Source organism: Rothia sp. L_38, from assembly GCF_050689125.1.
Lineage (GTDB): Bacteria > Actinomycetota > Actinomycetes > Actinomycetales > Micrococcaceae > Rothia.
In genome coordinates this window covers 226,591-251,970 of the sequence record NZ_JBOEQD010000002.1, presented here as the reverse complement: position 1 = coordinate 251,970, position 25,380 = coordinate 226,591, and the positions used below count along the sequence as shown (strand labels likewise).

The window sequence follows — 25,380 nt, the reverse complement described above, 5'->3', positions numbered from 1 at the left end:
CCTGTTGCCGCGACGGGCTGACACAGCCGGTCAACGCATGATGCGCCTGTAGCTCAACGGATAGAGCATCTGACTACGGATCAGAAGGTTGGGGGTTCGAATCCCTTCGGGCGCACTCCATAGAAAGCCCTTCCCCTTCGGGGGAGGGGCTTTTTTCATGCCCGGTTTCAAGCCACTGAAAATCAACTCCGCTTGCTAGCGCCCATGCCATGAGCATAGGGCGCTTTATCACAACTTTCCCAGTCTCAAGACGACCTATATGAACGCGAGACACACCTAAAGCATCTGCTAGTTCGGTCTGATTCATTCCCGCCCACTCGCGCGCCTTGCGTAAGCGGTCTTCCAGTGACCAGCTGGGGACATTGCCTGAGTTTATCGCTTGAACAACCATACCTAAATGTTACGAGTGCAATCGTTGCCAGTGCAACACATTGTGCAAACTAGTTTCACGCGCATGTTTCAAATGAAATCATGTGTTACAGTATTCCCATGACTTTGAATGTTTCTTTTGTAACGTCTAAGGCGGCTGCGAACATTCTAGGCGTTACTGCCCAGACCGTCCGCCGCCTTGTAGAGCGTGGCGACCTGCCCGCCGTCAAGCAAGAAAACGGCTACAACGGGCGCTACATCATCGAACTATCAGAAGTAGAGCACCTAAAGACCATGCGTGAGCTACAGAACGCAGGAAAGGCAACCAAATGAGTCTACGAATCACCATCGCCACATCAAACGGCTGGTACAAAATCTTTGAAACCCCAACCTACAGAGCCAACAAAGCAAGGAGCGAATCAATCTCACGCACTCGCAATGAGCTACAAGACGCCACAGATGAGCTAAAAGAGGTAAAGAAACGGCTGGCCCTGCTAGAAGAGCAGAGCCAGCCACTAACAGACGATACAGCTAGTAATAACTTGGCTGAATCAGAGAATCATACTCAATATCAAACGTCGGGGCCATACGCGACTCTTCAACAGAGTTAGTAATAGTTATCCCGTTCGTATTACGCAGGTCGATAATTTCTGAACCGTCCTCGATGGGAACTACCAGAGGTTCAGAAGCCTTGACAAGACGCTCAATCAGTCCAGAGATATTAGCTTGAGCTGTATCAGCCTGTTGAGCTTTATCACCAAGTTTGACCCGGATTCTAACGGTATCGTCCTTGCGTTTGATGATAATAGTTACATAATCTCGCATACTTTCACCTTCTTTCTGTACGCGCTACCGGCCAGGGTAGCCCCGTACAGCCCTTATTAAACCACCAGCTCTAGCGAGAGAAGAAAGAAAATGAGCACCTAAAAGGCACAACGTGACGTACAAGAGCTAGTAAACAGCCTTGAGGACCGCGAGGGCAGTTACATCTCAACAGAGTTACTAGCCGCCGCAATCCTCAAGGCCGCTTACATTTTGGCAGAAGCTCACTCACCAGAGAAAAAAGCCGCCGCCGCTCTAGCGATTCAAGAAGCCAAGAAGCAACGACATACAGCAGAGATTAGCGAGATTTTTGCAGGTTGGAGCGACCAAGAACCTGCTCAAGATGAAAAGAAACATCAGACATCACCCAGCGGGCAGTCCAAAAGCCCAGGGGCTGACGAAACCGTAATTCTTGCACCCTACGACCGGGGGCTAGGAGCAAGCCGACAGCAAGCCCGGGGTAAAGGGTTTTTACGCCGCTTTCTGGGGTATTAGGGCCGCAATACACACTGAATCGATGAAGTGGGACAGATCCGGTGTTACGCACTTCCCATAGCTCCAGCCCGTCACTATCAATCATGGCGTGGCACTTTACGGTAATCCCTACTCTTGCTCTCTGGCTGAATACTAGCGATAGATAGGCCACGAGGGCAGAGGTGAGGGCAACCCCGATACTGAGAACGTTCCAGATATTCATATACACAGATTAAGCCCTGTGGGCCAGCCCGGCGGCTGGTGCACCAATTCCTTTCACATCTACACAAGTAATAAGAGTAAGTAGACCCGGTTCGACTCCGGCGCAGGGCACACAGGCGAGCAGAGCGCCTAAACAAAGCTAGAAGACTAGCAACTCTGAACAGGCAGTAATTCTTACTTTACGGTTCTTGAAGCCTTGAGAACGCCTTGCAAGTGTCCTCTGAACTAAGTAACCGCCGTGACTCAGGGAAGTCGTGCTCCCCGTGAACTGATTCGTAGAAGTCCCCTTTATGACGGGTAGGGGCAAAAAAAGGACATGGCAGGGCGCCTAGCTAGCGAACTGGCAAGTATACGACTAGACACCCTTAGCTTGTAGCGAGCTAGTGACAGGGGGTCTATGTGTCGTATCGCTAACAAGTGACGCGCCGATAGCTTGGGGAAATTCTGGAGGTGGAGTTATCGCACGCGCGATAGCGCTACAGCCCCGTAGGGGGCCACTACCTACCAGACGACCAGCTAACCGGCCATGCCTTACCAGCTCGAAAGGAAAACCGGCCATGCAAGATAACATCATCCCGCTCTTTGGTCAGCCAGCCTTACCGGGAGTTCTGAAGAGAGGACGAAAGCCAGACCATGCAGGCGCTGAGAAAAAGCAAGCTGCCCCACAACAACCCGCCCATCTGGTTGCGGCCACGATTATTAGCCAGCGGCAATGTCTCGTCTGTACTAAGCCAACCGGGAAAACGCACACTCGCTACTGCCCAGAACACACCGGCTCTCTCTGGAAGTGGCTCCAATGTGCTGAGCCGGGCTGTGAAGTCGTTGGAGAACGCAGCATACCGGGTCAAACTCTCTATCGTTGCCCGGCCCATCGCACAACTGCCAGCCAGCCTAGCCCCGGCCGGGAAAAACCCACAGAGGATAACCCTGGTAGAGCTGCTGTCCAACGAATCCTTGCAGAACGCCGTCATAACCTCGCTAAAGAACGCGAGAGCCGCACACTTCCACCCCGACCGCCCGGAAACGTAGGCCACTATGCAGACAACCTTAGATAAAGACCGCGAAACGCTAGCATGGGCCAGCAACAGGCTCGCAGAAGCCCACCGCGATATAGACCTGTCAGATAGCGCATTTGCAGAAGTGCTAGACACATTCGTGCTGGCAACCCGCGCATACCACCAGGCCATTAGAGACACGAACCAGGAGCTACGACATGGCTACCCAACAGCCTAAACCCACCGCCCTACTGACCCCCGACCAGGTAGCCCGGCACCTGGCCGTTACCACTGACCTGCTGGGGGTACTCCGTACGCGAGGGGGCGGCCCCCCATTCATCAAGGTGGGTGCCCTGGTGCGGTATCACCCCACCAGCCTAGCTAGGTGGGTCTACGAGCAGGAGCAGGCTAACAGCACCAGTAAGCACCAGGTGCTAGCCAAGCTGGCAGGTGAGCACAATGGCCGATGACTGGAAGTCAATGAGCGGGCCGCAACGTAAAGCATGGACTGATAAGGTAGTACAAACCTATGGTAGAATCTGCTACCGTTGCGGCTTACCAATCAAAGCAAGTGAGACTGTGACAACTGACCATGTTGTGCCAAGGTCTAAAGGTGGCAAGACGACACTAGAGAACTCGCGTCCTGCACACCATCGTTGCAACAGCGCGGCCGGTGCTCGTGAAACAGGCGGTGTTGAGGCAACGATACATGACGGACTGAGCTTTTTTCTGAGTTGAAGAAGCCCTGTCCACCGCGCCCCATAGGGGAAATATCCCCCCAACCACCCCTAAAAAAATCAGCAAAACACCCAAAAATCCGGGCGGATTAAGGCAACAAAAAATGTCAGATTCGCCCGGATTGTTCACATATTCACCCCCAAAACCCGAGATCAAGCCCGGCGCTGTCGAAATTGGGGTAAAAAACCAGCTAGACGCCCTGGAAGAAGCCGGACACCTCACCGCAGAGCACGCCGGTATACGCGCCCTAGCCCTGACCGCCGCACGTGACGTTGATATGTCCACCGGTGTAGGCGCGCCGTCTGGCCGTGCCCAGCTTTTGCGCACTCTGAACGAAATTTTGGCTTCCCTGCCAGTTGCTCCCCCGGCCGCTGAGCAGGACGCTTTCAACGCCGCCCTTGAAGCCATTACCGCCCCCAAACGGGAAGAAGAGGGGGCCTAATGTCCAAGCTAGTAGCCCGCGAGTTCAAATTTCACCCACCGGCAAAGTACGCAACCCCCCGAAACCCTGAGTGGGAGACCGAGGGCCACGAAATAGCCCGCGTAGCCCGGCTAATGGGTTTCAAACTTCAGCCCTGGCAACAGCAGGTAGTCGATGTGGCCACTGAGTACAAGATAGACACTTTCGGCCGCCGTATCTACCACTACGAAAAAGTTCTTGTGACCGTGCCCCGCCAATCTGGCAAAACAACCTTGATGGGGCCGGTTCGTGTTCACCGCGCCCTGACCCGGCCCGGTATCACTATGTTTTGCACCGCGCAGACTGGGCAGGACGCGGGCAAGCGCGTCAAAGATATGCTGGACATTCTCACCACGTCCCCCGCGTCCCCGCTTTTTAAGCCCCGCTATGCCAACGGGTCTGAAGGCTTTACCTGTATCGGCAACGGGTCTATGCTCACCCGCTTTAGCCCCTCCCCCTCTGCCCTGCACGGCGAAACCCCCTATCTCGTAGATTTCGATGAAATTTGGAAATACACCGAACTTCTAGGGGACGCTATGCTAGGCGGCGCAGACCCCGGCATGATTACCCTAGACGGCCAAGGCCAAATTTACATGGTATCCACTATGGGCACGCTCTCAAGCACCTTTATGAACAAATGGATTGAGAAAGGCCGCGCCGGTACTGACCCCGACCTAGCCTATTTTGAATGGTCTATGCCCGCCGGTGCTGACCCGGACGACCCGGCGACCTGGTGGCAATTCCACCCCGCACTAGGTAACACCATTACAGAGCGCTCCCTGGCAAAACGAATCTACGCGGACGGCGTGAGCAAAGCCGAACGGCTACGCGCGTACATGAACATTCTGACTGACGCAGAAGAGCCAATTATCTACGCAGACGTATGGGAAGAGCTAGCCCGCGATGTACCCGCCCCTGAATGGGATAAAATCGCCGTTGCTTTCGAGGTTGCCCCCGGTAATTCCTGCTCTGCTGTGGCCGCCGCATGGCGCGACCCTGAAGGCGTGCCCGTGGTGCGTATCCTGCACCAAGCCCCCGGTGTTTCCTGGCTCCCCGGCTATCTTCGAGACCTCAAAGACCGCTTTAACCCCGGCATGATAGGGGCAGACGGCGCGGGGCCGGTAGACCGCATAGCAGACGCCCTTACCCGAGATGATGAAGAGCTACCAGAAGCCGAAAGGCTTAATCTTCGCCGCCTAAAATTTGGTGAGTACGCCCAAGCGTCCATGACCCTTATCTCTGAAGCCCGCGATGAACGCCAGCTTGCCCACGATGGTTCTAGGGTACTGGCGGCCGCTGTTGCTTCAGCCGCAACCCGCACCACAAACGGCGTTGAACGCCTTGACCGCGATAAGTCCCTAGCGCCTATCCCCTCCCTTATCGCGGCCGCTGTGGCCCTGTGGCTAGCAGACCACCGAGAGGAAGAAATAGGGTTGCAGATATTCTAGGCTAGACCCGGCCAAACTGGCCTATACGGGGCTAGACTCGCGCCCCTTTGCACCACGCCCCGGTAACGGCCTTAAATCGTGGCTATGAGTTCTCGTTTCTGGCGCACGCTGTTCCCTGGTCTAGCCCGCATGGCAGACCACGCCCGCGACCCAAAAACTCTACTACCCGCCCGGAGTATGAGTAATTGGTACGTGGACGAACGGCGTGCGCTAGGGCTATCGGCCATTTACCGCGCGGTTCAACTGCTGACTGACTCTATTGCCCAGCTCCCCCTTGATGTAGAGCGCAACGGGCAGACTGTGCCCAGTAACCAAGTGCCCAGCATTATCAAGCGGCTTTCGCTCCACATGGACAATCAGGACTTTATCGAGTACCTGGTGTTGTCTCTGGTGCTGAACGGTAACGCTTTTGCTATCGCCACTAGGAATAATAACGGCGAAATCATCGACTTTACCCCCGTACCCCCGCGCTCTGTAGCCATTAGCGAGCACCCTAAAACCGGCAAGCTGACCTACAGCTACAACGGCAAGGACTACGCGGCCACCGATGTTATCCACGTCCACCGCATGAGACTACCCGGCTCACACTACGGGCTAGGGCCGATTCAAGCCGCTATGCAAGAAGTCCACGGCCACCTCAAGGCCAACGAGTACGGGGCGACCTACTTCGACACTCACGCCCTGCCCACGGGCTTTCTCACCAGTGACCAAGTGCTTACCCCTGAGGACGCACAGCAGGCTAAAAAACAGTGGTACGCGGCCGAAAACTTGCGCGACATCAAGGTTTTTGGCAAGGGCATGAAATTTGAAGCCCTCTTACTCTCACCCAAAGAAGCTCAGTGGATTGAAGCCCAGCAATTTAGCGTAGTGCAGATAGCCCGGCTCTTCGGTGTTCCCTCATCTCTCATGCTGGCCGTCCTAGACGGCAACTCACAAACCTACTCAAACGTAGAGCAAGACTGGCTAGCGTTCACCCGTTTTACCCTGATGGGCTACGTTCGCAAGATTGAGAACGCCCTGACCGAGTTCACGGTACGCGGGCAGAAGGTCAGGTTACGCCTTGAGGGGCTTTTGCGGTCTGACACCAAAAGCCGGTACGCGGGCTATGAAATTGCTATCCGCTCCCGCTTTATGACCGTGGACGAAGTACGCGAGATTGAGGGCCTACCGCCCCTATCTGCCGAACAAATCACCCAGATAAAAGAGCTAGAAGGAAATAGTAACCATGCCGCTATCACCGCCGAATGAGACGCAATACCGCGCTCTTGAAATTCGCGCCGCCGATACTGAAGCCCGCGAAATTACCGGCATTGGCGTGCCCTTTGACTCACCGATTCAACTGTGGTGGGGTCGGGAAGAGTTCGCCCCCGGCTCAGTGGACGCAACAGGAGCGCGAGCCGTGTGGCAACACGGTGAGGTCATTGGCGTTATCACCTCTCACCGCGAGACTGAAGCAGGGCTAGAAGTCACCGCCAAAATCTCTAAAACAGCCCGTGGCGATGAAGCCCTAGAGCTAGTCAAAGATGGGGCTATCCGCAATTTTTCCATTGGCTTTATCCCCGATGAATACGAGGTAAAGACCGATGAAAACGGCGACACCGTGCGACATACAAAGGTACGCGCCCTTGAGTTTTCCCTTGTCACTTTCCCGGCCTATGACGCGGCCGAAATCACCTCAATCCGTTCTAAGGAGACTAACCCCGTGACCGCCACCGCCCCCGCTACCGATGTTCTGACCCGCGCAGACCTTGACCCCATCAATGACGCACTGGACGTCATGAAACGCGAAATGGCTACCATCAACAGCGCCCCTGCCACCCCGGCCGTCCCCGAGTTCCGTTCTATGGGCCATTTTGTCAAGGCTCTAGCTCAGGGTAATGAAGAGGCACAGGCCTTTTACCGTGACTTTACTGGCGGCAAAATCGCACATGCTGATCTCTCAGCAACCTGGCTAGGCTCCTTTATCAAGCTGGCTACCGAACGCCGCCGCTACGTGAACATGTTTTCAACCGCCGCCCTACCTGCTGACGGTATGACCGTTGAGTTCGGCAAGCTCAAGGCCAACACTATGAAGGTTGCCACTCAGGCTAAGGAAGGCGATGAGCTGGTCAACGGCAAGATTGAGCTAACCCGCGCCTCAGAGCCAATCATCACCAAGGGCGGCTACTTCGAAGTTTCCCAGCAGGTCATCGACCGGTCTACCCCTGAATACCTGAACACCTCTTATGAGGCGTTGGCCCTTGCCTACGCACGCGACACCAACAACTACGTTAAGACCCGCGTTAAGAAGGCCATTACCGACAAGCTCACCGCCGCAACCCCCGGCACCTTTACCACCGTTGCCGACACCTCAAGCGCGACCCAGTGGAATAGCGCAATTCTCGCGGCGGCGGCTATCTACGAGGATAACGGCTATAACCCTGAAGGTCTGATTATGTCAGCTGACATCTTCGAGACCCTAGCCAATATGACTGACGGCAACGGCCGCCCTCTGATGAACGTCTTCGGTAGCGGCGTGAACGTCTTCGGTGAGATGAATCTACCTACCGGCGCGGGCAACCTGGCCGGGGTCAAAGTGAACGTTATCCACGGCGAGACCGGCCTAGCCTCATTCTATGACCCCCTGGCCTTTAAGACCCTTGAGAGCGGCCCTTTCCGCCTACAGGACGACAACATCATCAACCTGACTCAGGCGTTCTCACTCTACGGCTACATCTCTCATATTGCCCCGCACCCGGACGCGCTTGTACCCGTGAAGATTGGTTCCTAGCCGTGGCAGAGACCAGCCAGCTCATTACAGCCGATGAACTACAAGCTTTTGCTGTACCGCGCCGCGCGAACGTCACCCCTGACTTTCTGCAAGAGTGCGCAGTAGAGGCTAGCTTGCTGGTTCGTCAGTTCGTAGGGGCACGCGCCGTTCCCCCTGAGATTCTGAAGCGAGCCGCTAAAGAGGTTGGCAAGAATCTGGTGGCCCGTAAAACCGGAATTGACGGGGGAACTTCTTTTGATGGGGACGGCGTAGAGACGCTACGCATTACCCGCGACCCTCTACAGGCCGCCCGCGCCTTTCTCACCCCCTATCTAGGAATACCTTTGGCATGAGTGCATATATCGAACTGAAAAACCAGATTGAACAAGCAATCTCAGAGCGAATCACTGAGGCCGAACGTCTAACCGATGACCAGGCCGAAATTGCCACGATTCTAGGGGACGCCGGGCAAATCGCGGTCTATATCGAGCCGCCTGAAATTACCTATCAGACCTGGCACATTAGGCAAGCAACCTTTACCGTCCACCTTATCCACCCAGTACGGGACGATGAACACGAGGCGCTGAACGAGCTTTTGGAGCTTGTCGAGCGGCTAGAGCACATCGAACCGTGGGGGCTAGAGGAAGCCCGGCCCGCCATGTTCGCGGGTGAAATCCCTGAATACATCATCAAAATCACCGCATAAGGAGCAACCATGTCTACTACCTCTAAAGCTGACCTGCTAGGGCCAGGTTCCTGCAAGTTTGGCAAGACCGGCTCAGAAACTGAAATCGCTTTCCAGTGCACGGAAATTGAGCTTTCACCTGAGACTAAGCCCGGCGACACTATGGACTTCCTTTCAGGAACTTCCCTAGTGGGAGAAGCTGAAAAATCTTTCAAGCTCTCTGGCAAGCTGGCGCAGGAATACTCTAAAGATTCACTGCTGGTTTGGGCAAAGCAGAATGATGGGCAGGTTTTGCCCTTCGTCTACCGCCCTAGCAATAAGGGTGAGCTGGTCTGTAAGGGCGAGGTCATGATAGCCGCTATCAAGATTGGTGGCACCGTCAAGAAACCGAATGAATCAGACTTCGAGTTTGTGGGCATTGGCGACTGGACGCTAGAGACCACCGACCCCCTACGGGCCGCCTAAGCAATGGGCACTTACCGGGGCGCACAAGCCTACGTTCAGGGCTTGAATCAGCTACGCAGAACGCTACGAGAGGCAGGGGACGACCTTTCAGACCTCAAGGCCCTAAACGCAGAAGCGGCCGAAATTGCCGCCCGTGCTTCAGCAAAGCTAGCCCCGGTACGCTCTGGCCGCCTCAAAAACACGGTGCGTTCCAGTGGCACTAAAACCACTGGCGTTATCCGAACTGGCACCAAAAGAGTGCCCTACGCTGGCCCCGTACATTGGGGCTGGAAAAAACGAAACATCAAACCACAGCCCTTTTTGGCTGATGGTACACAAAATTCAAAAGGGGAATGGCTCCCCGTGTACGAACTAGGCCTTGACGGCATAGTTCGCAGAGTAAAAGGAATGTGAAACCATGTCTAACTTCCAGCGCGCAACCGCACACGCCTTGATGATTGACGGCACCGAATACGGCCCGGCGACCGTTGTCCACGCCGATAAGGTTCGGTGGGAATCGGCCGCCCGTGCTAATGGCTGGACTGCTGAGGCTAACGGGCAAACTCTCAACGCCTTTGTCGCGTGGGCCGCGCTCTCGCGCGAGAAGCACCTTGAAATGGACTTCGAGGAGTTCACCGCAAACCTTGAAGTTGCAGAGACCCGCAACCTCAAGAAGGAAGAAAAGAAGGAAAACCCTACTCTCTAGGGGCTACCCGCGCCCTGGTGGCCCTGGCGATGAACACGGGCATACCAGTGCGCGAGTGGTTGGAGGGCGCCCCCGACCACTTAGAGATAGCTCTAGATTTATGGGCTGAAGCTCAAGAAAAAAGACAGTAAAGGTAAGGTAATGGCCAAATCGGCAATTCTTAGCGTGCGTATTCTGGCAGACGCGCAGGACGCGGTACGCGGCTTCCAGCGTACTTCTACCGCCGCTAAACTGCTAGATGACGCTATGAACGTAGCCCGTGTTGGGATAATGGCTACCGGTGCGGCCGTTACCGCCTTTACTGTGGGCGCTGTGAATGACGCGGCCGCCCTAGAGCAATCATCGGGCGCGGTGAACGCTGTTTTTGGTGAGCAGAGCGCGGCCATGGAAGAAATGGCTAACAGCGCCGCAACCAATTTGGGCTTGACCAAGAATGAGTTCAACGAGCTAGGGACGCTTATCGGCTCCCAGCTCAAAAACGGCGGCACCGCCATGGAAGAGCTGGCCCCTAAGACGGGTGAGCTTATCACGATGGGCGCAGACCTGGCGGCGATGTTTGGCGGCACAACTGCTGACGCTGTGGGCGCTCTCTCTAGTGCTCTGAAGGGTGAACGCGACCCTATCGAGCGGTACGGCGTGAGCTTGAATCAGGCCGCGATTGACGCTAAGGCCGCTGAAATGGGTTTCGAGAAAGTTGGCGGTGCGCTCTCTGCTGAAGCTAATCAGGCCGCTACCCTGGCCCTGATTATGGAGCAGACCAGCGCCGCGCATGGTGCTTTTGCCCGTGAGACCGACACCCTAGCGACCCAACAGCAGATACTAAAAGCCCAATGGGGAGACCTCTCAGCCCAGGTAGGCACCTATCTTTTGCCTAGTCTCACTGGGCTTGTGAGCTGGGCTAACTCTGAAATGATGCCGTGGCTAGGGGGAATGGCTACCAAGATACCAGAGGCGGCCGGGGCGGTCACGAATCTTGCTCAGACCGTCTCAGGTAACTTGACTACTGCTTTCCAGCAGAACCAGCCCGTCATTATGGGCGTAGCTACCATCATAGGCATTTTGCTAATCCCTGCCTTTATCCGACTAGGCGCAACTGCCACTGTGGCCGCTTTGGCTCAGGTAGCAGGGTGGGGCCTAGCCGGGGCTAAGGCTGTTGCCACCGGCGTTATTTACGCCGTGACTGCCCCTAAGATTATTGCTAACTGGTTTGCTATGGGTCTTGCCGCTATCAGGTCTGGTGCTCAGACCGCGGCTATTTGGCTCATGTACCAGGTGGACGCGGCTAAAGCTGTAGCGGCTCATCTTATGGCGCGTGCCCAGATTGTAGCGGGTTGGTTTGCTATGGGTCTTGCCGCTATCAGGTCTGGTGCTCAGACCGCGGCTATTTGGCTCATGTATAAGATAGAGGCCGCCAAAAGCGCGTCCGCTATGGCCGCTAATGCCGCCCGTATCGTAGCCGGTTGGGTGTTGATGGGTGCCCAGTCGCTCCTACAGGCCGCCCGTATGGCCGCCGCTTGGTTTATCGCCCTTGGCCCTATCGGCTGGGCTATTGCCGCCATTATCGGCATTGTGGCTGTTGTTGTTGCCAACTGGGATAAGATTGTCGCTTTCACTAAGGCCGCTTGGAGCACTGTTAGCCAGTGGGTGACTGATAAGGCGGCGGCCGCTCGTGACTTCGTAGTGAATGCGTGGACGGCCGTTAAGGACTGGACTTCTAACGCCTTTGACACAGCTAAGGCCGCTGTGGTTGACGCGATGGTTCGCATTGTCTCTAGCGTGCAGGAAAAAGGCGCCGCTGTGCTCCAATGGTTCCGCGATTTGCCCGGCGCTATCCGTGACAAGCTAACCGGCATGGCTGACACCTTGAAAACTATTGGCTCTCAAATGATTGAGGGCTTGATAGGCGGTGTAAAGCAAAAAGCTTCAGCTGTTGTTGATAGCGTCAAGGGAACCATCACTGACGCTATCGATGGCGCTAAGAAACTGCTGGGTATTCAGTCACCCTCAAGGCTCTTCAGGAATGAGATTGGCGCTCAGATTGGCGCAGGTTTGGCTATTGGTATCGAGGGCACCAAGGGCGATGTGCTCAAGGCTACCCGCGAAATGCTCCATATCCCAGAGGTAGAAGCTAAGGCCCTAGCCTCCCGCCCGGTAGAACTGACCGCCGCCTATGCCCCTACCGCTACTAGCCCAAGCGGGGCCGGTCAGACTGTAAACCTGACCGTTCACATAGACGGGGTAGGCTTCGACCGCCGCAAGGCCGCGGACGAGCTAGTAGAGCTAGTGCGTGACCGCCTAAAGATTAGAGGTGAGGCCCTTGCCTAAAATCAAGCTGAGCACCTCCCGACTACATCAAGCCTTTAAGCCCTCCCGTAGCATGTTCGTGTATGCCTCGACCGCACACCAAAACGTCTATGACGATGAAATAGTTTCCGTGTCTTCGACCCGCGGCGATAGTAGCGCCGCGTCCGGGGCCTCTATCAACTCTTTCGAGGTTGCCCTAGAGGGTGACTACCGGGCAGTTGTTGGGGCACGCTCCCACTTTGCGCTAACTGCCGAGGGGGCCGCTATCGTGGCGGCCGCCGCTGGCAACGTCACCCCGTCCCAGATAGCCCAGCGTAACCGGGGCACAACAGGCATTGTCAAGGTTCGAGACACCGGGCGTTATACAAGTTCGTCCATCATCAATAGCGGATATATGGCCCTGCTGAAACGGTCTCTATATAACCCGCCTGTTTCAACGGGGCACAAGACCGGCTCAGCAATCGCAAGGACGGCGGCCGTCCCTAACCTTTCTAACTCTATAACCACCAGAACCGCCGGGGTGTTTGACTCAGTGTAGACCCCGCCAAAACTGGCCACGTTTAGCAACCTGGTTAAGGACTTTGCAGAACCGGCCGGGCTTCAGGTGCGAGAGATACCGGGATCCACGGCCATTATTGAGACCCGCACTATACAGGCGCGGATTGATGACGCGATAGCAAAAGCTAAAACTGCCCCGCATATTACGCGCGGTGCTGGCCTAGCCCCTGCTGATTTTGCCCAGGATAACGAGTTTTTAGGCACCCTCTACAAGCTGAGTTACACCAAAACAGACGGCTCTACAGAGTCCATACTGACCAGTAACGACGCGGTAGACCGCACATTTTACGATGTGCAAGAGGTAGACCTGACTCAAATTCGCAAAGAGACTTCCCAGATAAATCAGTACGCCGCCGCCCTTGAAGCGGCCGCAACCTATACGGGGTCACGCCCTCAGTCATTCACTGTAGACCTTATCCAACTGCTAACCAGCAAGTACAAGCACCAGCGCCTACAGGCGGGCTATCTGCTGACTTTGCAGGCGGGCGACCCTGTGTTTTTCTCGCATGACTGGCAGGGCATGGCCGGGCTCTGGTTTGCCCAGCAAATCAAAGAAACTGTGACCGGCCGCGCGTGGACGCTTGAGCTATCGCTGTACCCCGATACCCACATCGTGGGCAGGTCACTTATTGAACATATGCCAGCCCCTCAAACGTGGGACGCGGCCCGTGTTCAATGGAAAAACGCTAAGAGAAAGTGGGGCTAGAAATTGGCTACCGATGTAGAACTTAAGGCCGCCGGGTGGCACCTGCCTACCGGTGACGACATGGTTTCAGACGGTGACGACAACATTAGTAATAATGCACGTCTAGCGGCCGGTCAGATAGAGGCGACCGAAAAGGCCGCACAACAGGCGCTAGCCGCTACAGAGGATAAGGTCACTGTTACAGCGGCCGCCGCTATGGGTGTGTATGACTCACGCGCGGGCATTGGTGGAATCTTTAGCGCAAACTTTCGCCCTACCTGGGTGCAAATAGCTGAAGATGGCTCCCCTACCCCGGCCACGATGGACATTCTCAGAGGGCGGTTGGGGTATGTGACCGCGCTTTCCAGTCAGGAGGGCTTGCACCTGATAGGGGATAACTACAGGGGCGCACCTCTGGGGGCCGGTGGTGGCGATACCACCGCCCCGCGTATGACTGCCTCACTGCCTGATAAATGGGTACACTACGGCGATAGCCTGACTCATTGGGGGTCTACTGAGGCCCTGGCCGCTCTGACCGGCTGGGAGCATATCAACGCTGGCTACGCCTCAAATCTCAGTTTTCAGATAGCTATGAGAGCCGGGGGCTGGGCTATCCGTGTCAAGCTAGCCGGGGGTACTATCCCCGCCACCGGCAACGTAGCTATAGAAGCATCCGCGCCGTCCTACCTGCCCCAGACCGATAACTACCGCCACCCGGTACAGGTTGCCGGGGTAAATGGCTACATCAGCCGGTACGGCGATTCTGGCCCCATTCTCTTTACCCGTAGCTCACCGGGTGAGGCTGTACCCGCACCCGGCTGGCAGACCGTCACCCTAGACCCTGTAGAGCCTGACCCCAAGCAAACCCTGGGCAACGCGCGGGGGTACTCCATGATTGTGGCAATGGGGCGCAATGACCTTTTGAGGGGCGGGCGTATAGAAAATGTCTTGATGAATATCCGCAAGACCATTGGAGCCAACGCGGCTACCGCGCCCAGCGTCCTTGTCTGGTCTATTGCCCCCTGGTCTAGAGAGCCACTAGGCACAGCTAACCGCGAAAAGCTAGATGCTTGGAATCAAGCGATAGCCGCCGCTTTCCCTGAATACTTCTGTGACCCGTGCGCCTATATGCGAACGCCGCAGGCTTTCACAGATTTAGGGCTTACTCCCACCCCGCAGGATACGCAGGATATGGGCCAGGGCCTCACCCCGGCCACTTTCCGCTCTGATTCTGCCGGGCATTTTAGCGAGCAAGGTAATCAAGCATGGGCAAATTTCATGCTTGCAGAGATGAAGAAAAGAGGCATTTATGTCTAACCCGCTTATTCAGGTGCAGGGCTTGGCGACCGGTGGGCAGGTGCTCACCGGCGAAATCACCCCGCCGTCCGTAGGCGTCAATGACTATACAGCGCGGGTAGTGCCCGGCGCTGAAGCTACCCCCGTAGGCTCCACCCCGGTTACTCTGACTGAAATCGTTTCGGGGGCCTCTATCCCCCGAAAGTACGGCGGGGCCGCTGACTGGGTGGTAGCCAGGGAGGGCGCACGCTACGGGCTGAAAGCCCAGCGCAACTCTGGCTACTCCCACAAGACCCTTCTACCCGCTACAGCTAAGACCCTTTTTGTGGTGGTAAAGCACAACGGGACTAGCGGTAACGCTGACATGCTGAACTTCGGGGGGCTGTCCCTGGTCAAGTTTGGTGTGCAGTGGCGGCTTATCGGCTCTGGCACATTAGCCGGTGCTACTTTCAGCACTCCCGCTAATCAGGTGCAGGTGCTCACCCTAGCCACCCGCTCCTCTGGGGGGACTCTGATTATCGGTGCAGATGGAACCCCTTATACCGCTACTGCTGTACCTACACCCTCCCAGGTTTTTGAGCTGGGCACTTTTAGCGGGTATCAGGACGCGGCGGCGGGGTGCATGATCTTTGACGCGCTCGTTTATGACCGCGCTTTGACTGATACCGAAATTTTGACCGTGCGGCAGGCTTTGCAGGCCGCTTGGAACGCCGCCCCCGTGGGCGGCATTACCTGGAAATAACAGAAAAGGAAAAAGAAAATGACTACCCTCAAGACCGGCACCGTTATTGATGAAACCACCTGGAATAGCCCGAACTTTACGCCCAAGGCGTCCGTCCCTGCTGTGTTTGGCCGCCCCCGTACCACTAGCCGCGTGACTATTCACCATTGGGGCGTTGATGGACAGAGCTTCAACAACGTGTCTAACTACCTCTCGCGCTCAGGCGGCAACACCAGCGCCCACTTTGTGGTTGAGGCTGGCCGCGTGGCCTGTCTGGTCAGCCCCGAAAACGCCGCGTGGCACTCTGGCTCTGCTGAGGGTAACGCAACCTCTATCGGTATCGAATGCCGCCCCGAAATGTCCGAGGGCGACATCAACGAGCTGGTGGCCCTGATTGAGTGGCTCGAAGATGTCTACGGCCCGCAGGAGGTCTGGCTTCATCGTGAATGGAGCGCAACCGCCTGCCCCGGCCGCTACGCCAATATGCGTGACGAAATTGTACGCCGCGTAAACGCTCTACAGGCTACTAGCGGGCAGGCACACGCCCCCGCCCCGGCCACTGTAGACCGCGTAGCGGCTATCCGTGCCGAGCTGGCCGAAATCCGCGCTTCAGCTACCGCCATTGAGGGCCAGCTGTGAGCGCCCGCACCGTAGGGCCAGTAACCGTAGGCAGCGCCACGGGGGTAGCCGCTGGCACCTACGCCGCGATTCTGCTGGTGCAGTTTTTCGTACTCACCCGGTGGCTTGATGATACCGGCGTGCAGGCGCTATCCGGGCTGCTGGGTATTGCCGGTGGCGTTCTTGGTGGCTACCTGGCCCCTGTCCGCGCCCCCACCACTGCCCTACCGCCGGTAGGGGGTAACACAGGTGAGTGAGCTTGATACCCGGCAAATATCAGCGATTCTGGTAAGGGTCGAGAAAAAGCTAGACCGCATGGAAGCCCAAGCCATTCATCGGGCAGAAATTCAGGCCCTAGAGAAGGACGTTGCGGCTCTACAGGACGCCCAAAAGTGGCTGACCCGCACAGCGGTTGGGGCCTTGGTTTTGGCGGTGCTTGACCCTGTTTTGCGGGTTTTTACGGGGTAGGAAAGGCTTTTAACATGGCCTGAAACCTGTTAATATAAAAGGCGTACCCGGTGGCCACCGGGTACGCCTTATAAATGAATAGGAGGTGTTGGCATGTCACCGCAAGACGTGCTAACCCTAGTTCTCATTCTAGCTACCGTTGTAGCGATTGTGAAGCATATCGTAGATATTGTGGATACAGTCCGTAGCTGGGAAGAGGAAGACTAGGAAACACGGGGTGAGGGTCGCTCCCTCACCCCGCCCCCTATTCATTTGGCTAAGTGCCCTCAACTTTTAATTAAAGGTTGAGGGCACTTTAGGTTTAAGGTTCGATTAAAGGTTTACCCTGCTAGACGCTGGACTGTAGACCGCAGAGAGTCATCGGGCAGTTGGACGTAAAGCCGCGTGGTGGTAGGGCTGGCATGGTCCAGCAGGGCCTGAACGGTCAGCAAGTCTTTATCGAGCGCATAGGCGCGGGTGGCGAAACGGTGGCGCAGGGTGTGCATTGTCCACCCATCGGGCATGAGGCGGGCTATCAGCTTGCCCACGTAGCGGGGGGATAGGTGGCCGTTGTCGTCACCGGGGAAGACGTAGCCCGGTGGGTAGGCTCTGAGAATTGCCGCTAGCCCGTCTGGTAGGGGCAAAACGCGGTCTTTTGCGCCCTTGCCGTGGATGACTAGGTTTAGACCGTGAGGCGTTTCGATTATATCAGATGTGTGCAAAACGGCGACTTCTGCCCGGCGTAGCCCTAACTCACCTGCAAGGCGAATCATCAATCTTTCGCGGGGGCTGGCTTTTAGTAGGGCTTCGGCTAGGACGCTATCGGGGGCGGGCTTTGGTTTGGGTTGTGCTGGCTTGATGGAGGGCAGGGCTTCGGCTGGGTTGGTGTGGGCATAGCCCTGGGCTATGGCCCAGGTGTAGAAGCCTCTGAATGTGGCCCGGCGTCCTCGTCGGGTTTCTGGCTTCCAGTCCTGGGCGGCAAAGTATTCTGTGAGTTCGCTTGCAGTTACGGCGAATGGTGGGACGGATAGTCGCTTGGCCGCGTGTTCTAGATGCTGGCGGCGCGTATAGAGGGTAGTTTCTGGTGAGCCGCCCGCGCGTAGGTGAGTGAGGAATGAGGAGATGGAGTCTTGCCAGTTTATGTTATTTGTTTCATAAGAAACTGATTCTACAGGGTTTGGTAGTGCCCGTAGGTGGCGCATGGTTAGGCGACTAGCCGTAGCGTTGTGGCTGGGTACAGAACAGAAGGTTGGGGGTTCGAATCCCTTCGGGCGCACCACATATCAAACCGGTCTCCTTTGGGAGGCCGGTTTTTTGTTATCTGCACCCGCCCATCGCTCAGCCTAACATCCTGTCACGGAGCTAGCGGCAGGCGTCCGCTCATCGTAGTTTTAACCACAAAAAGCGGGGTTAGATGGCCCGCCACCCATAAAATAGGGACAGAACCAAGACCAGCAGCCTCAGAGCTGCCCCCAGCACAGGAGAACACATGAGCGTAAACATCACGGTCACCGACGAGAACGGCACCACCAAGGACGTCACCTGGGAACCCCACCAGACTATGCTTGAGGCCGTCCTTGCCGCGGGCTTCCCGGTACTGGCCACCTGCGGTGGCAACGCCTCTTGCGCCACCTGCCATGCCTTCATCGACCCCGAGCACATCGAGGCAACCCTGCCCCGCGAAGAAGCAGAAGAAGACCTGCTCGACATGATTGACGATATCGCCAACGAATGCTCCCGCCTGAGCTGCCAGACCGAATACACCGAGGGAATGGACGGGGCACACGTCACCCTGCAGCCCGGAATGTAGGCTGCATGAAGATACGCACCCCCCTTCTCCCCCTCGCAGCTCTAGGTCTGCTAACCGTTCTCACGGCGTGTGGTAGTGCCACCACCGGCACTACCACTGCTGAGAGCACCCCCAGCAGCTCATCTGTAGCGGCGGCATCGGCCCCGGTGTCCCCCACCGGCAGCCCAGCACCCACCAGCGCTTCTCCTTCTCCATCGGTCACAACACCTCAGCCAACCGTGCAAGAGGTTGAACCGACCCCAAGCGTCTCTGCAACCCCTGAACCGGTGCCTACCGGCACTGTCGTTACCGTAGAGCCAACCGCCAGCGCGCCTGCTCCGGCGGTCACAGGTAGACAGCTCGCTAGCTCGGCTGCCGGTGTAGCGGTCTGCGACTACGACCAGCTTTACATCGAAGCAGCTGTTGCTGAAGGTGGTGGTGCAGCTGGCTCTCGTTATATCACTCTGACATTCAACAACACCGGCAGCACCAACTGCACCATGAGCGGCTACCCCGCTGTGCACTATGTCAATGCTGCTGGTCAGCAGGTAGGTGCAGCAGCTGCGAACGCTACCGAGTGGTCGTCCTCGGGTGGCGTGATTGCCCCGGGTAGCTCCCTGACAGCTACCCTGCGCGAAACCCGCGCCCAGCTCTACGGGGACACCTGCCAGAGCGTTTCCGCGGCCGGTTACTCGATTCAAGCTCCCGGTTCCTCCCAGGCTCTGGTGCTGAACTTTGCAGCAGAGGCCTGCTCTAACCCTGCCGTCGCCCAGCTGTCGGTGGGTGCTGTGGGGGCCACCCCCTAAAACAGTGCGCCCAGCGTCCTCACGCTGAACCCCGGGCGTATCGATCAGTCTCACTAGGCTGGCCGATACGCCCGGCTCATTTTTTAAGGGGATAATGGGGGCTATGGCAGAACCCGTTACCTCCCGTGCCCTGAGTTTTTTCTCGGCCCCCACCCGCCGCTGGTTTGAGGGGGCTTTTTCTGCGCCCACGGCTGCCCAGGCGGGTGCTTGGGAGGCGATTTCGGCTGGTCACCATGCCCTGATTGTGGCACCGACCGGGTCGGGTAAAACCCTCTCGGCCTTTCTGTGGGCGCTTGACCGCCTTCACTTTGAGAATCACGAGGGCGGGGGCACCCGCGTCCTCTATATTTCCCCCCTCAAGGCCCTGGGTGTGGATGTTGAGCGCAACCTGCGCACTCCCCTGATCGGTATTGCCCAGACCGCCCGGCAGCTGGGGGTAGAGCCGCCGCAGGTGCGGGTGGGTGTGCGCAGCGGTGATACCCCGGCTAAGGAGCGCCGCCAGCTGATTTCTAATCCACCGGATATTCTGATTACCACCCCCGAGTCTCTCTTTTTGATGCTGACCTCTAAGGCCCGCTCAACCCTGACCAAGGTGCACACGGTCATTATCGATGAAGTGCACGCGGTTGCCGGTACCAAGCGTGGCGCTCACCTGGCGGTGACCCTTGAACGCCTGGACCAGATTCTTGAGACCCCGGCCCAGCGTGTGGGCCTGTCGGCGACCGTGGAGCCGGTTGAGACCGTCGCCCGCTTTTTGGGTGGCAGTGTGCCGGTGCAGATTGTGCGGCCGCCCTCGGCCAAGGAGTGGGAGCTGACCCTTTCGGTACCGGTGCCCGATATGACGGCCCTGGGCGGCCCCAACGCCTACGGCGAGGGGGATAACTCCTTCAAGCAGGGCAGTAGCCCCCGGCCAGCCCCAGCACCCGCCGGGTCGGGCGCCTACCTGGATAAGCTCACCGAGCGTACCCGCTCCCAGATTCGCTCCCTGGACGCCACCGAGTTCGAGGACCGCGCTTTCGACGACAGGGCCGTGCAGGCCGATACCCTGGCGGACGCTGGCACCCGGCCGGAAGTCTCTGTGCGGCTGGCGGAGTCCCTGCCTCAAGGGGTAACGGTGGCTGAGGCCCTGGGTATCCGCCCGGTGGCGGGCCCTGCCCTGGGCTCCCAGCCAGACGAGCCTTCCTCTGACTACTTTGATCAGCCCCTGCCTGCGCGCACACCCGGTAGTCGGGTGGGCGGTGAGCAGGCCCTGTGGGACGCTGTGGGTGTTTTCCCCGGTGAAGAGGCAGTAGCATCCCCGCAGGCACATGCACATGCACAGACCCAAACTCAGCCTGCCCTCACCATCGATGAGGTGCAGGTGGCGGCGTCCGCCCCGGGCTCCGGCGCCGGGGGCGAAACCCCGAACCTTAACGGCTACCAGGCCTCCATTTGGCCGCACGTGGAAGAGCGCATTGTGGACCTGGTGGAGGCCAACCGCTCCACCATTGTCTTTGCCAACTCGCGCGGGCTGGCTGAGAAGTTAACGGCCCGCCTCAACGAGATTTATCTGGGCCGTCTAGAGGCTCGCGGGGAGCTGGGTGAGGTGACCGCGAGCGCCTCCACCGGTGCCCGCACCTACGCCTCCACCGGCGGGGAGCCGAAGGCCCTGGCCGATGTGCTGGCTGAGGCTCTAGCCAAGGACGCCCCCGCCCGGCTGGAAGCTGACGATGAACGGCTGCCGGGGGCGGGTGCGTCCTCACCCCTTTCCACCCAGCCCCCTGCCCAGGTGATGGGGGGCTCGGCGACGGCTGCCGGGGCGCCACCGGTGCTGGCGCGGGCCCACCACGGGTCGGTGTCCAAGGATCAGCGCACCCTGATTGAGGAGGCCCTGAAGTCGGGGCAGCTGCGGTGTGTGGTGGCAACCAGCTCCCTGGAACTGGGTATTGATATGGGTCATGTGGACCTGGTGATTCAGGTGGAGGCCCCGCACTCGGTGGCTTCTGGCCTGCAGCGGGTGGGGCGAGCTGGCCATCAGGTGGGAGAGGTGTCGCGCGGCTACCTCTACCCCAAGCACCGGGGCGATCTGCTAAACGCCACAGTGACCGTGCAGCGTATGCTGGCCGGGCAGATTGAGCCCCTGGCTATTCCCGCTAATCCCCTGGATATTTTGGCCCAGCAGACCGTAGCCGCCTGTGCCCTGGGCCCGATTAGCGTGGAGGCCTGGTTCGAGGCCCTGCGGGCAACAGCCCCTTTTGCTACCCTGCCCCGGGCGGTCTTTGAGGCGACCCTGGATCTGCTGGCCGGTAAGTACCCCTCGGACGAGTTTGCCGAGTTGCGCCCCCGTATTGTCTGGGACCGGGACGCCGGGACGATTGAGGGCCGCCCCGGGGCCCAGCGTCTGGCGGTAACCTCCGGCGGTACGATTCCTGACCGTGGCCTCTTCCCGGTCTTCATTGCAGGGGCTGAGGATTCCAAGGCCCCTAAGCGGGTGGGTGAGCTGGATGAGGAGATGGTCTATGAGTCCCGGGCCGGGGACGTCATTGCCCTGGGTGCCTCGTCCTGGCGGATTGAGGATATCTCCCACGACCGGGTGACGGTGACCCCTGCCCCCGGCGTCCCCGGGCGCCTGCCCTTCTGGCACGGGGATTCGCCGGGCCGTCCCGTCGATTTGGGGCGGGCTCTGGGGGCTTTTACCCGGGAGCTGGCCCTTGAGAACAGTAAGGACGCCGGTGCCGCCCATGCCCGTCTGCGCGGCCTTGGCCTGGATCGGTGGGCCGCCGATAACCTGCTGGCCTACGTGGCGGAGCAGGCGGCTGCCACCGGCCAGGTGCCCAGCGAGAAGCACCTGCTGGTCGAGCGATTCCGCGATGAGCTGGGGGATTGGCGTCTGATTCTGCATTCCCCCCTGGGTATGCCCGTGCACTCCCCCTGGGCTCTGGCCGTCGGCGCCCGGGCTGAGGAACGCTACGGGGTCAATGCCTCAGCTATGGCCGCTGACGACGGCATCGTGCTGCGCATCCCCGCCATGGAGGCCGAACCGCCCGGGGCTGACCTCTTCATCTTTGACCCCGCCGAGCTCGAAGACATCGTGACCGAGCGGGTGGGTAACTCTGCCCTCTTTGCCTCCCGCTTCCGCGAGAACGCCGCCCGCGCCCTGCTGCTGCCCCGCAAGGACCCGGGCCGCCGCACTCCCCTGTGGCAGCAGCGTCAGCGCTCCGCCCAGCTCCTGGATGTGGCCCGCAAGTACCCCACCTTCCCCCTGCTGCTGGAAACCGCCCGCGAGTGCCTGCAGGACGTCTACGACCTACCAGCCCTGACTGCCCTGCACAAGGACCTCGAGGCCAAAAAGGTAAGCATCAGCGAGGTGGAAACCGAAACCCCCTCCCCCTTCGCCCGCACCCTGCTCTTTGGCTATGTGGCCCAGTTCCTCTACGACGGGGACTCCCCCTTAGCCGAGCGCCGCGCCGCTGCCCTGGCCCTGGACCCTGCCCTGCTAGCTGAGCTACTCGGCAAGGACGAACTACGCGAACTGCTCGATGTTGAGGTCATCCGTTCCACCGAGGCCCGCCTGCAGCGCACCGCAGAGGGCTACCGCTTGCGCGGGGTCGAAGGAACCGCCGACCTGCTGCGCCTGCTCGGCCCCCTGACCGCCGCCGAGGCTGCCTCCCGCCTGCGGGTGCTCCTGGAGCAGGACGCCAACACCCCCGCCCCCAGCACCGAGGCAGGTAAGCCGGGTGAGCGCGTCCTGACCGAAGCCGAAGCCACCGACCACCTTGAGGCCCTGGTGAAAGCCGGCCGGGCCCTGCGCTTCCGCCTGCACGGGCGGGAACTCTACGCCGCCATTGAGGACGCCGCCCGCCTGCGCGACGCCCTGGGTGTGCCCCTGCCGATTGGGGTCCCCCTGGCCTTCTTGGAGCCGGTCGAGGCTCCCCTGGTTGACCTGGTAGCCCGCTACGCCCGCACCCACGCCCCCTTTACCGCTGCCCAGGCTGCTGCCGCCCTTTCCCTGGGCGTCTCGGTGGTCGATACCGCCCTGCGCACCCTGGCCGCTGACCGGCGGGTGATCTCCGGTGAGTTCCTGCCCGAAGAGCTCCGCGCTGAGCTGGCCGCCGCCCGTACCGGCTCTACCGACCCCGCCTACCTAGCCGGAACTGAGTGGGTGGACGCCTCCGTCCTGCGCACCCTGCGCTCCCGCTCCCTGGCAGCCCTGCGCGCCGACGTCGAACCCGTTACCCCCGGCACCTATGCCCGCTTCCTGCCGCCCTGGCAGCATGTGGGCTCCTGGCAGGTCACCGAAACCGCCGCCGCACCCGGCACCTTCGGGGCACCGGCCCAGCCCGTCAGCGTCCGCCGGGATGAAAGCGCCATGCTCAGCGGCTATGACGGCCTACTCACCGTGATCGACCAGATCGCCGGGGTGCGGGTGCCCGCCTCTGCCCTCGAACCGCTCATTCTTAGGGCCCGTATCAGCGACTACACCTCCGCCCTGCTCGACTCCGCTATGAGCGCCGGGGACGTCATCTGGACGGGCGCCGGCCAGCTCGCCGGGGACGACGGCTGGGTCGCTCTACACCTGGGTGAGAGCGCGGCCCTGACCCTGCCCGATGAGGTAGAACGTACCGAGGCGCTCGCCGCCCTGGGAGCCCTCGAAAACACCCTCTATGAGCTGCTAACCGGCGGGCTCTTCTTCAGCCAGATTCAGACCCAGCTCGCCGCCCTGGCCGCCTCACTGGGTAACACGCCCCCGAGTGCCCAGGAGATTTCAACCGCCCTCTGGAACCTGGTCTGGGCCGGGCTGGTCACCGGCGATACCTTCGCCCCGGTGCGGGCCCTGATCTCGGGCGGGGCTTCGGCCCACAAGGTGGCTGCCCCCGCCCCCCGGGCCCGCTCCGTGGGAATGCGCCGCGGGGCCTCCCGCCTCTCTGCTTCCCGTCTGGGGGTGGGCGTAGGCTGGGCCCCTGCGGTATCAGCCCAGGTCGCCCCTATCGACGGCGGCCGCTGGGCCCGTATCGAGGCCGAACCGCTCGATGCCACCGTGGCAGCTGCTGCCCGCGCCGAACTGCTCATGGACCGCTACGGGGTGCTCACCCGCGGGGCCGTGGCCGTTGAGGACACCCCCGGCGGCTTTGCCGGAGTCTACCGGGTGCTGTCGGCCGCCGAAGAAAAGGGCCTGGCCCGCCGTGGCTACTTCATTGAGGGCCTGGGCGCTGCCCAGTTCTCGACCTCCTCCACCGTCGATAGGCTCCGGGCGGTGGACGACACCACCGCCGCAGACGAGGAGGGGCAAGGCGCCGCACCTGGCGCGTCCGCCTACGCCCCGGTGCGCCGCACCCGCCACTCGGTCACCCTGCTCGCTGCCACCGACCCGGCTAACCCCTACGGGGCCGCCCTGCCCTGGCCCGTCCCCGTGGCCTGGGACAGCGACCGCACCCCCATCAAGCACAAGCCAGGGCGCAAGGCCGGGGCTGTCGTCATCCTGGTTGATGGGGAGCTGACCCTCTATCTGGAACGCGGAGGCAAAACCCTGCTGACCTTTACCGACCGAGCCGACCGGGTGGAGGCGTCCGCGCCCCTGATTGGCCAGCTGGTGCGCGCCGGGGTTGCCGACAAAATCGTCATCGAAACCGCGGGCGGGGTGGATGTGCTCAGCTCCCCTGAGCCGCTACCACCTACCCCTGACCAGCCGGACGCAGCAGCAGAGGACGGCGAGCACCCCGTCCTCACCCTGCGCCGGGCCCTGCTGGCCGCAGGTTTCTACGCCACCCCGCGCGGCCTGCGCATGCGGAAGGACTATTCCTAAAAACAGCAGAACCTCCCTTGCGTGGGGCAAGGGAGGTTCTGGGTAGCTAGCGGTCTCTCGTCGATTAGGCAGTGAGGTTGTACTCCACGCCCTCGTAGCCAGCGCGGAAGGCGCGGACGCTGCGGGTAAGGTGCACGTAGAAAGCACCGAGAGACATCACAAGCATCATGACCATAACAACCATGAGTGCGGCAAAGAGCAGATTCATTGTTCTGACCTCCATCTAGGGGACAGGCGGCTGGGAGACCGCCTAAGGAGTCAG

Annotated in this window: 27 protein-coding genes and 1 tRNA gene; 24 read left to right on the top strand and 4 right to left on the bottom strand. The window is 59.4% G+C overall.

Annotated elements, in window-relative coordinates; all coding sequences use genetic code 11:
* Positions 1-42: 42 nt before the first annotated feature.
* Positions 43-115 (top strand) — tRNA-Arg (locus tag ACRCJM_RS02430).
* Here ACRCJM_RS02430 and ACRCJM_RS02425 read toward each other — a convergent pair.
* Positions 74-391, bottom strand: coding sequence for a helix-turn-helix domain-containing protein (locus ACRCJM_RS02425; RefSeq protein ID WP_431463696.1), 318 nt, complete (start codon positions 389-391; stop codon positions 74-76). The genes ACRCJM_RS02430 and ACRCJM_RS02425 overlap by 42 nt on opposite strands.
* 98 nt (positions 392-489) lie before the next feature.
* Here ACRCJM_RS02425 and ACRCJM_RS02420 point away from each other — a divergent pair, with 98 nt between their 5' ends.
* On the top strand, positions 490-702 hold the full coding sequence (locus ACRCJM_RS02420) for a helix-turn-helix domain-containing protein (protein WP_431463677.1): 213 nt from the start codon (positions 490-492) through the stop codon (positions 700-702).
* 198 nt (positions 703-900) lie between these two features.
* Here the strand turns inward: ACRCJM_RS02420 and ACRCJM_RS02415 are convergent, their stop codons facing one another.
* A complete protein-coding gene (locus ACRCJM_RS02415) occupies positions 901-1,194 on the bottom strand; it encodes a hypothetical protein (RefSeq protein WP_431463676.1) in 294 nt (97 codons plus the stop codon).
* A gap of 210 nt (positions 1,195-1,404) precedes the next feature.
* Between ACRCJM_RS02415 and ACRCJM_RS02410 the strand changes: the two genes are divergently transcribed.
* From ACRCJM_RS02410 to ACRCJM_RS02320, 19 genes are all read left to right on the top strand, one after another.
* Positions 1,405-1,686 carry a hypothetical protein gene (locus tag ACRCJM_RS02410; protein ID WP_431463675.1) on the top strand — a complete coding sequence of 94 codons (282 nt, stop codon included), beginning with the start codon at positions 1,405-1,407 and terminating at the stop codon, positions 1,684-1,686.
* Between the two features lie 1,414 nt (positions 1,687-3,100).
* Positions 3,101-3,352: a hypothetical protein gene (locus ACRCJM_RS02405; protein ID WP_431463674.1), complete on the top strand. Its 252-nt coding sequence runs from the start codon at positions 3,101-3,103 to the stop codon at positions 3,350-3,352.
* Positions 3,342-3,620, top strand: coding sequence for an HNH endonuclease (locus tag ACRCJM_RS02400; protein WP_431463673.1), 279 nt, complete (start codon positions 3,342-3,344; stop codon positions 3,618-3,620). The genes ACRCJM_RS02405 and ACRCJM_RS02400 overlap by 11 nt, the downstream gene beginning before the upstream one ends.
* 103 nt (positions 3,621-3,723) lie before the next feature.
* A complete protein-coding gene (locus ACRCJM_RS02395) occupies positions 3,724-4,062 on the top strand; it encodes a hypothetical protein (protein ID WP_431463672.1) in 339 nt (112 codons plus the stop codon).
* Complete coding sequence (locus ACRCJM_RS02390; protein ID WP_431463671.1) at positions 4,062-5,528, top strand: hypothetical protein; 1,467 nt, start codon at positions 4,062-4,064, stop codon at positions 5,526-5,528. Before ACRCJM_RS02395 ends, ACRCJM_RS02390 begins: the two co-directional genes overlap by 1 nt.
* Positions 5,529-5,612: 84 nt before the next feature.
* Entirely contained in the window at positions 5,613-6,776 is a 1,164-nt protein-coding gene (locus tag ACRCJM_RS02385) for a phage portal protein (RefSeq protein ID WP_431463670.1), read from the top strand.
* Positions 6,754-8,298: an HK97 family phage prohead protease gene (locus ACRCJM_RS02380; protein ID WP_431463669.1), complete on the top strand. Its 1,545-nt coding sequence runs from the start codon at positions 6,754-6,756 to the stop codon at positions 8,296-8,298. Before ACRCJM_RS02385 ends, ACRCJM_RS02380 begins: the two co-directional genes overlap by 23 nt.
* 2 nt (positions 8,299-8,300) lie before the next feature.
* The gene (locus ACRCJM_RS02375) at positions 8,301-8,630 is read left to right on the top strand and encodes a hypothetical protein (protein ID WP_431463668.1); all 330 of its coding nucleotides are present in this window, start codon (positions 8,301-8,303) and stop codon (positions 8,628-8,630) included.
* Positions 8,627-8,983 carry a hypothetical protein gene (locus tag ACRCJM_RS02370; RefSeq protein WP_431463667.1) on the top strand — a complete coding sequence of 119 codons (357 nt, stop codon included), beginning with the start codon at positions 8,627-8,629 and terminating at the stop codon, positions 8,981-8,983. The genes ACRCJM_RS02375 and ACRCJM_RS02370 overlap by 4 nt, the downstream gene beginning before the upstream one ends.
* Positions 8,984-8,992: 9 nt before the next feature.
* A complete protein-coding gene (locus ACRCJM_RS02365) occupies positions 8,993-9,427 on the top strand; it encodes a hypothetical protein (protein ID WP_431463666.1) in 435 nt (144 codons plus the stop codon).
* Positions 9,428-9,824: 397 nt separating this feature from the next.
* Positions 9,825-10,112, top strand: a complete 288-nt coding sequence (locus ACRCJM_RS02360) for a hypothetical protein (RefSeq protein ID WP_431463665.1) — start codon at positions 9,825-9,827, stop codon at positions 10,110-10,112.
* A 141-nt stretch (positions 10,113-10,253) separates the two neighbouring features.
* Positions 10,254-12,437: a phage tail protein gene (locus tag ACRCJM_RS02355; protein WP_431463664.1), complete on the top strand. Its 2,184-nt coding sequence runs from the start codon at positions 10,254-10,256 to the stop codon at positions 12,435-12,437.
* A 109-nt stretch (positions 12,438-12,546) separates the two neighbouring features.
* On the top strand, positions 12,547-12,954 hold the full coding sequence (locus ACRCJM_RS02350; protein ID WP_431463663.1) for a hypothetical protein: 408 nt from the start codon (positions 12,547-12,549) through the stop codon (positions 12,952-12,954).
* Between the two features lie 66 nt (positions 12,955-13,020).
* On the top strand, positions 13,021-13,680 hold the full coding sequence (locus tag ACRCJM_RS02345) for a hypothetical protein (protein ID WP_431463662.1): 660 nt from the start codon (positions 13,021-13,023) through the stop codon (positions 13,678-13,680).
* Positions 13,681-13,683: 3 nt separating this feature from the next.
* Entirely contained in the window at positions 13,684-14,976 is a 1,293-nt protein-coding gene (locus tag ACRCJM_RS02340) for a hypothetical protein (RefSeq protein ID WP_431463661.1), read from the top strand.
* A complete protein-coding gene (locus tag ACRCJM_RS02335; RefSeq protein ID WP_431463660.1) occupies positions 14,969-15,697 on the top strand; it encodes a hypothetical protein in 729 nt (242 codons plus the stop codon). Before ACRCJM_RS02340 ends, ACRCJM_RS02335 begins: the two co-directional genes overlap by 8 nt.
* Before the next feature lie 18 nt (positions 15,698-15,715).
* Complete coding sequence (locus tag ACRCJM_RS02330) at positions 15,716-16,315, top strand: N-acetylmuramoyl-L-alanine amidase (RefSeq protein ID WP_431463659.1); 600 nt, start codon at positions 15,716-15,718, stop codon at positions 16,313-16,315.
* A complete protein-coding gene (locus ACRCJM_RS02325) occupies positions 16,312-16,551 on the top strand; it encodes a hypothetical protein (protein WP_431463658.1) in 240 nt (79 codons plus the stop codon). The genes ACRCJM_RS02330 and ACRCJM_RS02325 overlap by 4 nt, the downstream gene beginning before the upstream one ends.
* Positions 16,544-16,762: a hemolysin XhlA family protein gene (locus ACRCJM_RS02320; protein ID WP_431463657.1), complete on the top strand. Its 219-nt coding sequence runs from the start codon at positions 16,544-16,546 to the stop codon at positions 16,760-16,762. Before ACRCJM_RS02325 ends, ACRCJM_RS02320 begins: the two co-directional genes overlap by 8 nt.
* Positions 16,763-17,082: 320 nt before the next feature.
* Here the strand turns inward: ACRCJM_RS02320 and ACRCJM_RS02315 are convergent, their stop codons facing one another.
* The gene (locus tag ACRCJM_RS02315; protein ID WP_431463656.1) at positions 17,083-17,943 is read right to left on the bottom strand and encodes a tyrosine-type recombinase/integrase; all 861 of its coding nucleotides are present in this window, start codon (positions 17,941-17,943) and stop codon (positions 17,083-17,085) included.
* Positions 17,944-18,230: 287 nt separating this feature from the next.
* On the opposite strand from ACRCJM_RS02315, the gene ACRCJM_RS02310 reads away from it, so the two are divergent.
* The 3 genes from ACRCJM_RS02310 to ACRCJM_RS02300 all read left to right on the top strand — a co-directional run bounded on the left by ACRCJM_RS02310 (position 18,231) and on the right by ACRCJM_RS02300 (position 25,118).
* On the top strand, positions 18,231-18,551 hold the full coding sequence (locus ACRCJM_RS02310) for a 2Fe-2S iron-sulfur cluster-binding protein (RefSeq protein ID WP_185173557.1): 321 nt from the start codon (positions 18,231-18,233) through the stop codon (positions 18,549-18,551).
* 5 nt (positions 18,552-18,556) lie between these two features.
* Entirely contained in the window at positions 18,557-19,336 is a 780-nt protein-coding gene (locus ACRCJM_RS02305; RefSeq protein ID WP_431463655.1) for a DUF4232 domain-containing protein, read from the top strand.
* Positions 19,337-19,439: 103 nt separating this feature from the next.
* The gene (locus ACRCJM_RS02300; RefSeq protein WP_431463654.1) at positions 19,440-25,118 is read left to right on the top strand and encodes a DEAD/DEAH box helicase; all 5,679 of its coding nucleotides are present in this window, start codon (positions 19,440-19,442) and stop codon (positions 25,116-25,118) included.
* Positions 25,119-25,182: 64 nt separating this feature from the next.
* Here the strand turns inward: ACRCJM_RS02300 and ACRCJM_RS02295 are convergent, their stop codons facing one another.
* Positions 25,183-25,326, bottom strand: a complete 144-nt coding sequence (locus ACRCJM_RS02295; RefSeq protein ID WP_237198758.1) for a hypothetical protein — start codon at positions 25,324-25,326, stop codon at positions 25,183-25,185.
* Between the last annotated feature and the right edge of the window lie 54 nt (positions 25,327-25,380).